Origin of the sequence: Emticicia sp. BO119, assembly GCF_013912375.1 — a bacterium.
GTDB lineage: Bacteria > Bacteroidota > Bacteroidia > Cytophagales > Spirosomataceae > Emticicia.
Map to the genome: position 1 here is coordinate 352999 of NZ_JACETV010000006.1, position 16050 is coordinate 369048.

The window sequence follows — 16050 nt, forward strand, 5'->3', positions numbered from 1 at the left end:
AATAAAGTATAAACCTATAAGATAAAATATCTATTCATTAAAAATCAACTCTCCTCTAATCTATACATCCTGTTCCGGCCTTTGCAGTAAATATAGTATTAGTTTCTGTTTTAAAGCCTGGTTGTAATAAAACTGCGTTTTTCGCATCAAAATAAATATTTGCTCCTGCTTGAATAATACCAATTCCGGTTATCTGATTTTTAACTGATAAAACTTGTTGTCCATTGATCATTGAATCATAAACAACATCAGCTAAACAGGTAAACTTGGATGCGTCAAAACAAGCACTTGTATTATTTTTATAAAGTGCTTGCACCTGACCTGCCGATAAAGCGTTTCTATAGATTTGCAGATCATCAAGTTTACCTTTAAATCCATCCCCTAACGCATTTTCTGAACCACTTCCAAATCTTCGTCCAATATATCCTTTTAAATTACCTAAATAGGCATTACCAGTAACAGCATTCTTGGTATTTAAAAGGACTCCATTCTGATATAATTTTATTACATTATTTTGTCTGGTTAGCACTACGTGATACCAAGTATTTAGGTTAACGATAAAGGCATCACTAAAGAAACCGTTATAACTATTACCATAAGTAATTTTAGTCACCTCTTCTCCAAAATTAGTCATGCTTGAAAGCCATTCAGCCTCTGTAATTGATTGAGCAGGCTCTTGCGTATTATACGGGGGCATTAATGCAAAAAGGTTGCGTCCATACATAAAGGATTCGTGCGTTGGGATACTAAACCATAGTGAAACAGTATAGGCCGTCATATTTGACAATTCATCTAAAGGAATTTCACCATAATTAGTACCATTTCCATCAAATATCAAGGCTCCATTTGAGTTATTAAAACGGTCGGTAGTATAGGCACTACTTAAAAGAGTTCCATTATTGTTTCCTTTACCATCAGTCATATTTCCATTAAATGAATAGCAGGAAATTAAAAAAGGTAAATTTAATACATTGATAGATACGCTACCATTTGTTGTACCATTGCCACAGGCATTTGAAAGAGATGTAATGTTATAAGTAGTGTTAGTGATTGGCGAAATAGTAACTGACAATGGATTAGTACTTGTTGTCTGATTTGTTCCATTATTAATTTTATAGGTCCACGGTGCTGAGCCTGTAAAATTAACAGTAAGATTTGTTGATTCGCCTTCATTGATAGTTGTATTACCTGTTAGTGAAGCCGTACTTACACTATTTACAGAAAGCGTCTGAGAAAAATTACTTACTACAGGGGTATTATCAGTTGAAACTAACCTGATCTTATAGCCCGCACCAACCCCCTGATTCGCCGGAATCTGGGCAACTATAGGGCTACCAGTTCCTGAACCAATAACAATTGGTGTAGCAAAATTTCCGTTAGCATCAGATAATTCTGCTTTTATTAATGCTGCCGTTTTTTGAGCCGAATATTGTATAGTGACATTCTGTCCCTTACACATAGTGCTGGTAGATACTGAAACTAAATTCACAAAAGGTAAAGCAACAATATCATCACAACTTGTCTGCCTGAATAAGGCTGTTACCTGAGTATCATTTAAAGCCCTTTTATAAATCTGAACGTCATCAATTTTCCCTCTAAAATACCCACCATCGCCTCCGGATACTTCACGAAATTTCTTTCCAAGAAATGCCATCAGGTTATCCATGGTTGCATCAAAATTTGTCCCTGTTTGTGTAACACTACTCAAAAGAACGCCATTGCTATATAAACGTAATGCACTGCCTTGCCTTGTAACCACGATATTATACCAGGTATTAGGTGTAAAAGTTTGAGAAAACCAGGTTTGACAACTAAAATTTCCACATGGTATTCTATAAAAAGCCTGTGTCTGCTCAATATTTACATCCCAGTTTGTAAATATTAATGAATGCATAGTTCCATCAATACCATTTGGAATAACAGTAAATAGATTTTCTCCGTTTGGGTGAGCATAACCAGTAGTACTAACCCATAATGAAACACTATAAGCACTCATGTTGCCCATTCTATTGATTGGTAGCTGAATATAATCATCAAAGCCATCAAACAAATATGCGCTATTTGCAGTATTAAATCTGTCAGTGGTTAAACTAACACCCCCATATGTGACGCCATTATTAATGCCTTTGCTATCATTTGCATTTCCATTAAATGGATAACAGGAAACTAAATAAGCATCATGTGTTACAGTTATAATGGCATTGCCACTGACGGTACCGTTTCCGCAGGCATTTGAAACAGAAGTAACTGCATAAGTTGCGTTTGTAGTCGGAGAAACACTCGCTATAGTTGGATTAACCGTTGCGGTCTGATTTGTTCCATTATTAATCTTATATGTCCAAGGACCTATCCCGGTAAAGGTAATAGTTAAATCGGCAGAAAAATCTTCGATGATAGATTTTGTACCTGAAATAGCAGCCGTTGGTTTCTTTTTTAGGAGGATATTATCTGAAACCGAACTTATAGCCACAGGAGAAGTACTAACAATTCTGACTTTATATCTTGTACCTCCTGTAATACTTGCTGGAATTAATGCGCTGATAGGACTACTCGTTCCTGTACCTAAAACAAGTGGGTTTGTAAAACTTCCTGTACTATCTGATAATTCTAATCTTAAGGTTGCAGATGGTGAGAAATTAAGCGTAAAAGGAACAGAAATAGTTTGACCTTCACAAAAATTTGTATTGGTACTACCTAAAATAATAGTAGAATTCACCGCAATTACAGCACTACCTATTGTAGTTCCTGCACCACAATGATTAGTTAAGGAAGTGATTGTGTAGGTAGTTGTTACTGTTGGAGAAACCGAAACTGTTAAAGGATTAGTACTTGTGGTCTGGTTTGAACCATTATTGATGGCGTATGTCCAGGGAGATGAACCTGTGAAAGTAATAGTCAGGCTTGTGCTTCCGCCATATGGAATATTCCCTCCACCAGATAGAGTAGCTGTTGGAAGCTCACCACTTATATTAAGGGAAGCAGTTGTAAGGCTCGTTACCGGGTTTTCACCACTTGAAATGATCCTAATCTTGTAAAGACTACCATTCTGACTATTAAAGGGTATGTTAGCAACAATTGGGCTACTAATTCCACTCCCAACAATTGTAGGGTTAGCAAAACTTCCATTCTGGTCAGATAGTTGTACTTTTAGTGGTGCGCCCATGGTAGGGTTTATACCACTTGATGCATAAGTTACGCTGATAGTACCACCAGCACATACAGTGGATGGTGATAAAGATTTCACTAAAATGACAGAAGAATTCTCAATAGTTGGGCAATTACCAGTATTTGCATATAAGGCATAAACCTCCTCATCGTTCAATGCTCCTTTATATAATCTTACATCGTCAATTTTTCCGTTAAAATAATTACTTAAACCTGAACTACTGGCACCAATACGACCAATATCAGAAGTTTTGAAAGGAATATTGTCGGTACTATAAGACGTAGCTACCAAGTTACCGTTCACATACAATTTCAATTGCTGGTAGGTTCTCACAGCAGTCAGGTGAACCCATTGATTGGCAACCAAGCCTGTAGTAGATGTGGCATAATAAGCTCCCCAACTGTTATAAGAAGTAAATTGCCAGCCAGAATTTGTCAGAGCCAAACCCTGAAATGTCTGAGTACCTGTTTCACCCTGAGATAATATATATTGTGTCCCACCTGTAATATTATTTGCTAAAACCCAGGCAGACATGGTATATTCACGTTTACGAAGAAGGTTAGTAGTGTACTCTATGTAATTACTGGTGCCATCAAAAGTATAAGCAGCATTAGTTTGTCCATACCGATTTTCAGTAAGTAAAGCCCCATTGACAGTTGTGGTATTATTAGCTTTCTGGTCAGTAGCATTGCCGTTGAAAGGCAAACAGGTTACATTCTGTTTTGTAAAATTAACCGTAATCGTTGCGCTATTACTGCCATTTAAAATTGCATTACCGCAAACATTCTGTGCCGATATAACACTATAAGTCGCGCTTTGGTCTGGCGTTACCGGAATTACCCACGGACTCGTAGTGGCAGCACCACTTAGGCCATTTGATAAAACATAATTCCACGGACCGCTACCTGTAAAATTCAAAGATATATTAGCCGATTGCCCATCATTAATAGTTGTGGTACCTGTTACGTTATAATTTGCTGATTTATTAACGTATATATCAAAAGTATTGATGCTTATAATTGCTCCATATCTGATCCTGAGTTTATGGCTTCCGCCGGTTACTGTATTAGGAATATTGGCTGTTAAAGGCAAGAATTCTGAAGAACCAATAATTGTAGGATTATCAAAACTCCCGCTTTCATCAGAGAGTTCTACTACAAATGGCGTTCCTGTTTCGGGAGTTAAACTATTAGTAAAAGCCCTGATGGTAAATGAGGTATTAGTACAGATAAGAGAGGTGCTGATGCTCTGAACTGAAATATAGGTATCTAAAAATACATCATTACAATTATTATAATTCTGAAGTATTAAAACTTCAGGGTCAAGTAATGAACTGTTAAAAATCTTAATATCATCGATTTTACCTTTCCAAAACTTAGTATTAGCAATACCACCTCCTATTCTGCCTGACAATGGGTTACTATAAGTTGCTGTCCCCGAAACAAAAGTTGAAGCAGTCATTACACCGTCAACGTATAGTTTTAACAATCCTCCTGTTCTTACGCCAATCAGCAAATGCCATTCGGTATCAACAATAGCAGTTGAATATACTTTTGAGTTATTGGATGAAAATTTCCATGATGGTGCGCCGTTATAATATTCAACACCAAGATAATGCTCATCACTTGAGCCTCCTAATGAAAAGATTATTTCTTCTGCATTAATACTTGTAGGCAGTTCATCTAATTTTACCCAGGTAGCAAATGAAAAAGTTGTATTATTTAGCTGGTCAGCTGTTATACTTATATAATCGTTTGTGCCATCAAACTGTAATGCCTTATTAATTTCATTATGCCGGTTAGTAGTAGCTAATACGCCATTCTGAAGTGTCCCTGAATTTAATCCTTTTGAATCTGTGATATTTCCATCTAATGGAAAACAAGACTTCATTAAAATGTTTCTTAGAACTGAAATTCCTACACTTCCTGAACCACTATTGGTTCCACACAAGTTGCTGACTGAGTTTATGGTATAGGTTTGTGATGATGTGGGATAAACATTAATATTTATTGGAGAAGTGTAGGTAGTTCCTATTGTTCCATCTGAAAGCGAGTAATTCCATGGGGAACTTCCCGTAAAACTAAGATTCAATGTGGCAGATTGTCCTTCTGTGATAGTAGTACTTGCACCCGTTAAAGTTGCAGTAGGGATCAACGAACAATTTGGAAGATTTACCATAGCATAGGTAACACTTCCGCCATTGGGCTGTGTAATATTAATAGTGGTGTTAGCATTAGAGTAATTCGTCACCAACATCAAATATTTTTGTCCTGCCTGTGCGTTATTAATATACAAATCTGGTCGACTCCCGTCGAAATCGCATGTTAGCGGAGAATTCAGTGTAGATGCACAGGCATTAGCAACATCATTATTGTTAATTGGACCCCAGATAGCCGCGTCAATGTCATAATCGTAACTGTTAGCGAAATTAAAGTATAGATTCCCTCCTGTATTGACAGTAATCATAAACCAGGCCTGATTAGGAGCAGAATACAAACAACCATAATCAGCACCATTAGGCCCAGTAAGATATGAGTTATTATTGACAGGTGCACTGAAAGAGAAAGATGAACCTGTAGAATAATTATTAGGATCGGCAAATAACGAGCACCCAATGCGATAATTAGCATCAGCAACCATATTAGGTATTGGGTTGATGGGACGTTTTTGTTGGGCGTGAGCAGAAATAATACCGAGAAGTGATAACAGAGTTAGCAGTTTTTTCATTAAAAAGTCACAAGATAAATATGCGTATAATATTTAAAAAGCAAAAATAAGAGATTTAACTAAAACAGTATTATTATTTAGAGCTAATATTACAAAAATCACAGGCTATCAAAGTAAATGGAATAATACAAATCTATCTATTGCTCTCAACTATATAATACAATTGTTAAAATGTGAATCCAGAAACGAGTTACTCGGTTTAAATACGCCCCAATTTACTATTTCACCAATTAAACGCGGGTTTCAATAATTAAAACTTACAGATTTCTTATACAAAGATATAAAGCCATACTGGCCAAAATAAAGGAGGTGTAGCCGAAACTACACCTCAATAAATAATGCAATAAATTACTAAGAGTTACCTTCATACTCCTCAACAGGAGGGCAGGCACATACTAAATTCCTATCTCCATACGCAGAATCGATACGGCTTACAGTGGCCCAGAATTTGTTGGCTTTTACATATGGTAATGGGAAAGCTGCTTTTTCTCTGGTGTACTGTTTGTCCCATTGCTCGGCCAATACTACAGCTGCGGTATGTGGGGCATTTTTCAATACGTTATTCAATCTATCAGTACTGCCTGCTTCTACTTCTCTTATTTCTTCTCTGATAGTCAATAATGCATCGCAGAAACGGTCAAGCTCTGCTTTAGATTCTGATTCTGTTGGCTCAATCATCAAAGTTCCTGCCACCGGGAATGACAACGTTGGCGCATGGAAATTATAATCCATCAAACGTTTGGCTATGTCTTCTGCCTCTACTCCAGCCGTTGATTTGAACGGACGCAGATCTACAATCATTTCGTGCGCACAGCGGCCGTTGCTTCCGGTATATAAAATCGGATATTTTTCTTCTAAGCGAGCCTTGATATAGTTAGCATTCAGAATTGCATATCTGGTGGCATTGGTTAAACCATCAGCACCCATCATGGCAATATAGGCATAAGAGATCGTCAGGATACTTGCACTTCCATAAGGCCCTGCCGAAATAGCATGGACACCGTGATAACCAGATACCGGCACTACTTTATGATTTGGTAAGAAAGGCACAAGGTGTTGGGCAACACCGATTGGCCCCATTCCAGGGCCACCACCACCATGTGGAATACAGAATGTCTTATGAAGATTAAGGTGGCAAACGTCTGCTCCGATAGAAGCCGGAGAGGTTAAGCCTACCTGTGCGTTCATATTCGCTCCATCCATATAAACCTGTCCACCATTTTGATGAATAATCTCGCAGATTTCTTTGATTGACTCTTCAAAAACACCATGTGTTGATGGATAAGTGGCCATGAGACACGAAAGTCTGTCGGCATGCTGTTCTGCTTTAGCTTTAAGGTCCTCTAAGTCAATATTTCCTCTTTCATCACATTTAGTTACGATTACCTCCATACCTGCCATTACAGCTGAAGCCGGATTAGTCCCATGAGCCGATGAAGGAATCAAGGCAATATTACGATGACCCTCGCCACGGTTTTCATGGTAGGCCCTGATAACCATCAAGCCTGCATACTCACCTTGTGCTCCTGAATTAGGTTGTAGCGACATTTTTGCAAAACCTGTAATAGTACACAGCCAGTCGTTTAGTTCTTCAAATAGTTGTTGGTATCCTTGTGTTTGGTCTTGCGGTGCGAATGGGTGCATCTTGCCAAATTCTGGCCATGTTACAGGAATCATCTCTGCTGTCGCATTGAGTTTCATGGTACAACTTCCTAAAGAAATCATAGAGTGTACCAAAGACAAATCTTTGTTTTCTAATGATTTAAGATAACGAAGCATCTCATGCTCGGTATGATAAGAACTGAATACCGGATGAGTCATATAAGTAGAAATACGATTCAGGCTTGGAGCAAAAGAAATCTCAATCTCATTTTTCAGATTTATTTTCGTTTTCTTGCCACTGGCTTCTGCAAATATGCCAAGCAATTCTTCTACATCAGATAGCGTTTTTGTTTCGTCAAAAGAGATACTTACATTGCCTTGTTCAAGGTATCTTAGGTTTACACCCTGTCTTTCAGCAATTATACGAAGAGCTGCACTGTCTTCTGTATGAAGTGTAATAGTATCAAAATAATTATGTATTAATAACTGATAATCCAAACCTTCTACCGACTCAGCGAATAATCTGGTTAAGCCATGAACCTTAGCTGCGATGTTTTTTAAACCTTGCGGGCCATGATATATTCCATAGGCAGCTGCCATTACTGATAAAAGTACCTGTGCGGTACAGATATTAGAAGTAGCTTTTTCGCGACGAATATGTTGCTCCCGGGTTTGTAAGGCCATACGCAAAGCACGATTGCCTTGAGCATCTACCGAAACTCCAATAATACGACCCGGAATCTGACGTTTAAAAGCATCTTTAGTAGCAAAATAAGCTGCATGTGGACCTCCGTAACCCATAGGTACACCTAATCGCTGTGCAGAGCCAACCACTACATCGGCACCCATTTCACCTGGAGGTGTTAACAAAGTCAGAGCCAATAAATCCGCAGCTACAGCTACAGTTAAATTAAGTTCATGTGCTGAGGTAATTAAATCAGTATAATCATATACCTCTCCATTAGTGGCGGGATATTGTAGCAATAAACCATATACATCTTCCTGGGTAAGGTCGAAAGTTTCATGATTACCTACTACAACCGTAATACCCAAAGGTTTAGCACGGCCTAATACTACATCAATGGTTTGCGAATGGCAAAGCTCTGAAACAAAGAAAGTATTGGCGGTTTTCTTGGCAGGTGGACGGACATTGTGCAACATCGTCATAGCTTCTGCTGCTGCTGTGGCTTCATCTAAAAGAGACGCATTAGCAATTTCCATAGCTGTCAGGTCGATGACCATCGTCTGAAAATTCAAAAGCATTTCTAAACGCCCCTGAGCAATTTCGGCCTGATAAGGTGTATAGGCAGTGTACCATGAAGGGTTTTCAAGGATATTTCTTAGAATAACATTAGGCACTGTTGTATCATAATACCCTGTACCGATGTATGATTTAAATATCTTATTTTTTTGCGCCAGTACTTTGAAATCAGCTAAAAACTCAGTTTCTGATTTCGCTGTTGGCAGATTTAAGGGGGTTTGCAGACGAATCTGTTCGGGTACTGTTTGATTGATGAGTGTTTCAAGCGAATCGGCACCTATGGTTTTCAACATTGCCTGTAAATCATGTTCGCTTTTGCCTTGGTGTCGGCTTTCAAAGGATTCTTGAGTATTGAGATTGATTTTCATCGGGAAGTTTAAATGTGTAATTGAACGCCCCGCCGCAGCGGTAAATGACCTATTATTAGTACAACAATGAGTTCATTCCAGATTGTTCTGCAAATATAATAAAATTAGAATTTAGTTGTCGAAACAATTGAGTTGAAGATCAGATAATTTTAATCTGAAAGAAACAGTTTAGTTTTATTTTTGCCTAAAGACGTTTTGTTTTTCAGAAAAAATATCTATCAATTTAGTAGAGTTATAGATAAAGTATATTTATCGAGTGAATGATTATAGCCCATTATCCTGAACTATAATTTACCTGATTTTATGATTAAGATGATTCCAGAAATAATAATAATGAGTACTATTCATTAAAATCAATAAAAATTCAGTGCAATCAGGTAATCATAATTCAGGATAATCACTCATTCACTCATTTCATCAGTCCTCTCACAAATTCATTATTTTGCAGATAGCTTTCAAACATACTTTTTCCTTCTGGTACTGCACCTTCAATCTGGATACAGCCAGTATAACCGATTTCGTCAATGCAACGTCTTACTTCGGCAAAATCTACTTTGCCTTTGCCTAATAAAGACCCATTTTCTTTGAAGTGAAATTCGCATATCTGGTTTTGTTTGCCCAGCCACCGAATCTCTTTGTAAATATCATATCCCATGTGATTCGAATTGGCTACGTCATAGTAACATTTCACAGCCTCTGAACCTACAGCATCAATGATGTGCATATGTTCTTCGGCACTTAGCCATGATTCTATACCGAGAGTTATCCCTAATCTTTCGGCTTTAGGTGCCACCTGTCTGAATTTCTTTATTACTACTTCTTGCCCTTTAGAGTCATTTTTTAAGTCACCATTATAAAAAAAGGCCAATAAAATGACTTTAATACCCAAAGCTTTTGCAACATCTATGCTGTCAGAAACCCATTCATCAGTACGGTCGTCTGACTTATAGGGAATGTTATTCAACTCCCCTATGCCCAAGCCGGTGAATCCGACTTTAAAAATGTCGGCCAAGGCTTTATAGGCTTGCTGCACTTCTTTCTGACGCAGATGCATATTGTTCTCTGCGGAACCTAAACTTACCTGCACGCCATCTAAGCCTATACGTCTCGCCATTTCCATTGCACCAAGATTACCAGTATTATTGATTGACCAATCGCAGGCACCAATGCGAAACTTACTGTCTGAAAACGCAAACAGTTCATTATGGAAAAAGGAGGCCATCATGCCTCCCCCTAATCCTTTAATAATATTTCGTCGGTTCATAGTGAAATCTATTGAGAGATTTTGTGAATTAGTGATTGCGTGATTAATTAATGTCGTTTATTATACCCCAATAAATAACAATATTTTAATCACTCAGTCACACACTCACTCATTCGCTAAATTCTTACTTATATCCCCATTTATTAATTATCACCAAGTCTTCTTTGATAGAATCTAACGGAGCTTTGCCCTGATAAGATTCCTGTTCAATAATGAAATGCGTAGTGCCACCGGATTTTCTACCCATATCAATGATTTCTTTTACATTGATAATTCCTGTGCCCAACACCGCACTTTCATATTTTTCATTGGCACCTGTTACGGCAATCTCATCTTTCACATGCATTGACTCGAAACGACCCGGATAACGTTTCAATAAATCGGCGGCTCTTCCACCACCACCATACATATTACCTATATCCAATTGTTGTATTACGAGTTTAGGATCTGTATTTTGTAAAATGAGATCATAAACGGGTATCGCATTTAATTTGAGACTGAATTCAAAATCATGGTTATGGTAGCCATATTTCATCCCTGATTTCTGACATAATTCACCTGATTTATTGAAAACATCCATGAAACGCTTCAGACTATCCATGTCTTTGCGTAGGCTGACATCTAACCACGGACTTATTACATATTGCTGTCCGCAAATAGCTGCATCCTCAACCGTTTGTTTCCAAAGGTCGGTAAAGTCTCCTTTGGCTTCGTCCCAGTGTTGCTTTCCCATTACAGTGTGCCCACTTGGCATTTTCAGTCCTAAATCATCAAGGATCTTCTTAAATTCCGTGGCTGAATAACCGTAAAATTTGCGGTTGACGTAGTTGGCGTGTTCCACATTTTTATACCCCATTTCGGCTACTTTTTTCAAAGTACCCATTGGGTCTTTTTGCATATCGGCACGCACCGAGTAAAGCTGAACCCCCACGAGTTCTCCTTTCTTTTTTGCAGCAAACAAATCATGAGATAAAGCAGTAGAGGCTGCAAGCGCCATAGCTCCTTTTTGCAAGAAGTCTCTTCTTTTCATAGTAATACTGATAGGTTTTTTGATAGATTACGGTAATGTCCGCCTGGTTGAATTCTTAAATTTACTAATTGTCAATCTGATAAATAAACAAAACATTAAAAAAATTTACAAATAAGGCAAAACTGCCATTTTCAGCGACGATACAAGTTCTTCATCCATAAACTGGTATTCGTCCGGAATATTGCGTACAACGGTTTCTTTCTCATTAACGAGGTCAGTGAATTTTTGTTGAATGCGCTGCTTATGTTTTTTCTCCATCACAAAAACTATATCTGCCCATTGTAATAGCTTTTCTGTCAGCCTGATACGGGCAGAGGGTTCTGTGCCTGACAATATCGATAATTTTTAAAAATAGCTTCAGCAGTCGGGCTGCGCCATTGGTTCCTGCTACATACAAAAAGAAGGTTCATTAATTGTTAAATTGATTCACTTTTTTAATTCAAACAAGCTAATAGTGTAACAGCATAGCGATATTCCGTTTTTCATCTTCTGATGTGTGGCCGAACCTGCGCTTGTCTTTCCATAGTACTGATGGTTGCTGAGCTTTTGAATCTGGTATTACTACTTTGAAAATCCGGAACTATTACTGTTCTGATTCAAAAAGGTTCCCACCATATTGGTAACCTTTTTGAGAAACGTTTCCGGGCCTTTTATTCTTACAAGCTCAGAAACTTTCTACTGATAAGCATAGGAAATGACAAACTTTATGTCAGCCATTTGTTTCTCGTTTCTGGCACATTCTCCAAAAACCGGATACTTATTTACTCATTTTTTATGATATTAGAAAAACCAGAAAGCCATGGCAGGCTCTTAACGATTGTACCTAACAAGACCTATCGGTACATTCGTAATTGCAGGCTCGCTCGTTATATTCTGGTTTATAACAGTGATACCTCAGTTGCCTGTATTTACCTTCTCTTTTTTTCAGTTATCAGTTTGTTATTATATGAATTTTAATCTGGTAAATCTGCGCCTTTAAGTCGGGTTTTCAAAGGATTTCAGGTGGTTTTGAGTAAAATTGAACTATTGAGAAAATCTTAATTCAGAGGAGTTCAGTATAAAATTGCTTATTCGCAGGTTAACAATTAAATTTCATTTATATTAAAAGCCCTAACTACTCCTGTACCTGAAAATCTGATACGTGTACCAACTATTTTACCTACCGGGCTTACAAAACCCCCTTGGTAAGCAAGTTTATCACTAATCCATATCCTAATTTTCTGATTTTGTACTTCACATTTCACCTTAATAAAATCCTTAAAATCTACGCCAAAACTTGAAAGATCATTCGTTCTTCCATCAACAATTTTCTCATGTATATTCAGTTGTAGCTCTCCGACACAGCCTTTAATACTTAAAGGAATTATAATCACACCTTCTGTACCTAATAATAAGATTCTGGTGTACTGGCAAACCCCCTCGCCTCTTGAAAAGGTATTTTTAACTTCAGTCTCCATCAAAAAATGTTCGCTTGAAACTGTATTCTTTCTGGAAACTTTATGTATGCTCGACCAAAGTTTTTCTTTGTTCAGATCAATTCCTAAATTTTTAAAGCCCTTTTCGTCTATTTCTATAGGGGTGTTCCTATCAATTTTGTCTATTTCATGTCTGAATAAATACGCCGGAACCGGTTCTTTATCAATCATTCCCAACCAACCATCTGATTCTATGAATAAATCATGCTCTTTTACTATTGTATTATTCAGAATCAGTTTTGCCTGAAAATACCCTGGCGTATAATAAGTACTTGTGTATTCATGCTTATTTTTATCCACTTTATAACGCTTTGAAGGATCCCAGCTTTGCTGAATAAAAACCGAGTCAGCATTAGAATCAGCTGCATTGTATTGAAAAATAACAGTATTAGGTAATCCCTTGGCTACAGGTGTGCTTGTAAAACTGACATTGCTGTAAGTGAGGCGGTCTGATTTTTTCTGAAAAGCCCACAAAGCTCCGGTAAAAAGTATGATTACCGTGGCGACCAATCCCCAATTGAATTTCTTTGGAGTGTATTGTGTAGGTAAATCTGGTTCAGGCTTATAAGCTATAGCTGGCTCTTCAACCCTGCCAACTACTCCGCTTTTCATAAATTCTCGCCAGTTTTCAAAGCCTATAAACTGCGCCAGCACATTAAGTGTAGCAAGATTAGGTGAGCTATCGTATTTTACTTTTCCCCAAATCCGTTTGAGCGTTGAATTGCTTAACGAAACTTTTGTCTTGGCAAATATCAGTTCACTTAACTCCTCAAAATCCTGATTCTGCCAGTTTGCACTGTCACCCCACGCCAATTGTGCCTCCAATAGCTCTTTGCATTTTTCAATATAAAATCGTTCGTTGTTTATCATAATTTGAATATGAAAATTTGAAAAGCCAGTTATAAGGCTATTTGTCAGCTTATTCGCTCAATTTTATCAGATGCAGAATTATAGATTAAAATTAAAAAACTTTCTCTTACTAACTCTTTATATGATACAAAATTATGCAAATCAAAATATTTAAGGATGGCATTACTTCCATTCTATTCCATTGCAGTGTACAATATATCGTGCTTAATATGGCAAGTTGATTGATAATGCCGATATTTCGGCGAGAATAGCTTTAATCTACTCATGACTCTTATAACAAAATATATAAAACCTGATGCTTCTATTGCCGACTTTGTGGAGAGTTTCTGGTTATTGCATAATCAATCAGCAGAAGAGAAAGAGGTAGTAATAGTACCAGATGGCCGCATCGATTTGTTTTTATCAAAATCAGGTACAGAACCTTTTCACATTATGCTATTAGGCCTTGAAACTGAGCCTACGCAAGCCATTATTGCCCCTGATTTATTGACATTTGCCGTCAGTTTCAAGCCCTTAGCTGCTGAATATGTATTGCAAAGAGCGTTAGCCGATTTATTAGATAATACCTTGCGCTTAGCCCATGACTTCTGGGGTTTTAGTATAGATGACTTAACAGACTTTGAGCTTTTCTGCCAAAAAGCTACTATACAGATACAAGCCCATTTAAAAGACAAGATAGATGAAAGAAAGCGCAAACTTTTCCAGCTTATCTATGCCTGTGATGGAGCTATGAGTGTGAAGGAACTTTCTGAAAATGTCTATTGGACCAGCCGTCAGATAAACCGCTATTTTAGTCAACAATATGGGCTTTCGCTGAAAGCCTATTGCAATATTCTGCGTTTCAGGGCGTCGTTTAAGCACATAAGAGAAGGCAAGCTGTTTCCTGAGCAGAATTTTGCTGACCAGTCACACTTTATCAGAGAAATCAAAAAGTTATCAGGTGTTGCCCCCAAAGAATTTCTCCGCAATAAAAACGACCGATTTATTCAATTATCAACCCTACCGGAATCCTAATTTTGTGCCATAAATCAATTATGGTATGATATTACAAGACAAAAAAATAGCAATTGTAGGTGGTGGCCCTGGTGGGTTGACATTAGCCAATCTATTGGCAATAAAAGGAGCAAATGTTAAAGTATATGAACGTGATGTAAATAAAGATGTTCGGGTGCAAGGTGCTACACTTGACCTACACGAAGAGTCAGGATTAGAGGCACTTCGCAGAGCCGGTTTACTCAATGCATTTTATGCCAATTACAGACCAGATGCGGGTAAATTAAGAATCTTAGATAAAGAAGGTAACATTAAAATGGACAACCACACAGCCGATGATTTTGGCGAACATCGCCCTGAAATAGACCGTGGTCCTTTGCGTAGAATCCTTTTGGATGCATTGCCGGATGAGGCTATCGTGTGGGATTCTCATTTTCTTTGGATGGAACAACAAGGAGAAGGCTGGCTTTTGTACTTCAAAAATGGTACTTCTGCGTATGCCGATATTGTGATTGCTGCCGATGGAGCAAACTCAAAAATACGCCCTAATATTAATAATATTAAGCCTATTTATTCAGGTATTACGGCCGTAGAAGGTAATTTGTATAACGCCGCTATTCATGCACCAAAATTATATGATTTGGTAAAAGGTGGTAAAATTTTTGCGTTTGGTGATGAACAATCGTTGATTTTGAGTGCAAAAGGTGATGGTAGTTTATCATTTTATACAGGCTGCAAAGTACCAGAAAATTGGGTAACAGAAAGTGGTATTGATTTCACTGACAAAGCACAGGTATTTGCCTGGTTTAAAGATGCCTTTGGTAGTTGGGATAGTCAATGGCAGGAGTTATTTGCCAGTGATGAACTCTGGTTCGTGCCTCGTCCGATGTATCATTATCCTTTAGACCAGTATTGGGGAACCCTACCAAATTTGACTATGTTGGGCGACGCTGCCCATCGCATGCCTCCTTATGCCGGAGAAGGTGTGAATATGGCTATGCAGGATGCCTATGAATTAGCTGATTGTCTGACCAGTGATGATTTCCATTCCGTTAAGGAAGCGATTGCCTCCTACGAAAAACAAATGCTTAAAAGAGCCTCAGCCGTTACGCAAATGACTCTGGATTCTACCGAAATGCTTCATTCTGAAGGTGCTATAGAGAAAATGTTAAGAATGTTTGAAGGAGTGCGGGAAATGGAATAATATTTCAGAAAGATAGAGTTGCAATGCTTGCGGCTCTATCTTTCTGAATAAAAAACGTACATACCTACCCTATTGTATGTTTGCAATAGT

At 37.9% G+C, this 16050-nt stretch carries 9 protein-coding genes; 2 read left to right on the forward strand and 7 right to left on the reverse strand.

Annotated elements, in window-relative coordinates; genetic code table 11:
- Positions 1–55: 55 nt before the first annotated feature.
- The 7 genes from H1R81_RS20075 to H1R81_RS20100 form a co-directional block, all read right to left on the reverse strand.
- Entirely contained in the window at positions 56–5893 is a 5838-nt protein-coding gene (locus H1R81_RS20075; RefSeq protein WP_181842525.1) for a LamG domain-containing protein, read from the reverse strand.
- A 351-nt stretch (positions 5894–6244) separates the two neighbouring features.
- Positions 6245–9124, reverse strand: coding sequence for an aminomethyl-transferring glycine dehydrogenase (gene gcvP, locus H1R81_RS20080; RefSeq protein WP_181842526.1), 2880 nt, complete (start codon positions 9122–9124; stop codon positions 6245–6247).
- Positions 9125–9533: 409 nt separating this feature from the next.
- Positions 9534–10388 carry a sugar phosphate isomerase/epimerase gene (locus H1R81_RS20085; protein ID WP_181842527.1) on the reverse strand — a complete coding sequence of 285 codons (855 nt, stop codon included), beginning with the start codon at positions 10386–10388 and terminating at the stop codon, positions 9534–9536.
- 124 nt (positions 10389–10512) lie between these two features.
- Positions 10513–11418: a sugar phosphate isomerase/epimerase gene (locus H1R81_RS20090; protein WP_181842528.1), complete on the reverse strand. Its 906-nt coding sequence runs from the start codon at positions 11416–11418 to the stop codon at positions 10513–10515.
- 105 nt (positions 11419–11523) lie between these two features.
- Positions 11524–11751, reverse strand: coding sequence for a protein tyrosine phosphatase (locus H1R81_RS20095; RefSeq protein WP_229251177.1), 228 nt, complete (start codon positions 11749–11751; stop codon positions 11524–11526).
- Complete coding sequence (locus H1R81_RS27495) at positions 11715–11828, reverse strand: hypothetical protein (RefSeq protein WP_229251178.1); 114 nt, start codon at positions 11826–11828, stop codon at positions 11715–11717. Before H1R81_RS27495 ends, H1R81_RS20095 begins: the two co-directional genes overlap by 37 nt.
- 675 nt (positions 11829–12503) lie before the next feature.
- Positions 12504–13763, reverse strand: coding sequence for a hypothetical protein (locus H1R81_RS20100; protein WP_181842529.1), 1260 nt, complete (start codon positions 13761–13763; stop codon positions 12504–12506).
- Positions 13764–14027: 264 nt separating this feature from the next.
- Between H1R81_RS20100 and H1R81_RS20105 the strand changes: the two genes are divergently transcribed.
- Complete coding sequence (locus H1R81_RS20105; protein ID WP_181842530.1) at positions 14028–14777, forward strand: AraC family transcriptional regulator; 750 nt, start codon at positions 14028–14030, stop codon at positions 14775–14777.
- A 25-nt stretch (positions 14778–14802) separates the two neighbouring features.
- Positions 14803–15960, forward strand: a complete 1158-nt coding sequence (locus H1R81_RS20110; protein WP_181842531.1) for an NAD(P)/FAD-dependent oxidoreductase — start codon at positions 14803–14805, stop codon at positions 15958–15960.
- Positions 15961–16050: the final 90 nt, after the last annotated feature.

Bases quoted from the DNA above. Each gene is read 5' to 3' on its own strand.
- H1R81_RS20085 (WP_181842527.1), bottom strand. From the start codon at position 10,388: ATGAACCGACGAAATATTATTAAAGGATTAGGGGGAGGCATGATGGCC.
- H1R81_RS20090 (WP_181842528.1), bottom strand. From the start codon at position 11,418: ATGAAAAGAAGAGACTTCTTGCAAAAAGGAGCTATGGCGCTTGCAGCC.
- H1R81_RS20075 (WP_181842525.1), bottom strand. From the start codon at position 5,893: ATGAAAAAACTGCTAACTCTGTTATCACTTCTCGGTATTATTTCTGCT.
- H1R81_RS20110 (WP_181842531.1), top strand. From the start codon at position 14,803: ATGATATTACAAGACAAAAAAATAGCAATTGTAGGTGGTGGCCCTGGT.
- H1R81_RS20100 (WP_181842529.1), bottom strand. From the start codon at position 13,763: ATGATAAACAACGAACGATTTTATATTGAAAAATGCAAAGAGCTATTG.
- H1R81_RS20105 (WP_181842530.1), top strand. From the start codon at position 14,028: ATGACTCTTATAACAAAATATATAAAACCTGATGCTTCTATTGCCGAC.
- H1R81_RS27495 (WP_229251178.1), bottom strand. From the start codon at position 11,828: ATGAACCTTCTTTTTGTATGTAGCAGGAACCAATGGCGCAGCCCGACT.
- gcvP (WP_181842526.1), bottom strand. From the start codon at position 9,124: ATGAAAATCAATCTCAATACTCAAGAATCCTTTGAAAGCCGACACCAA.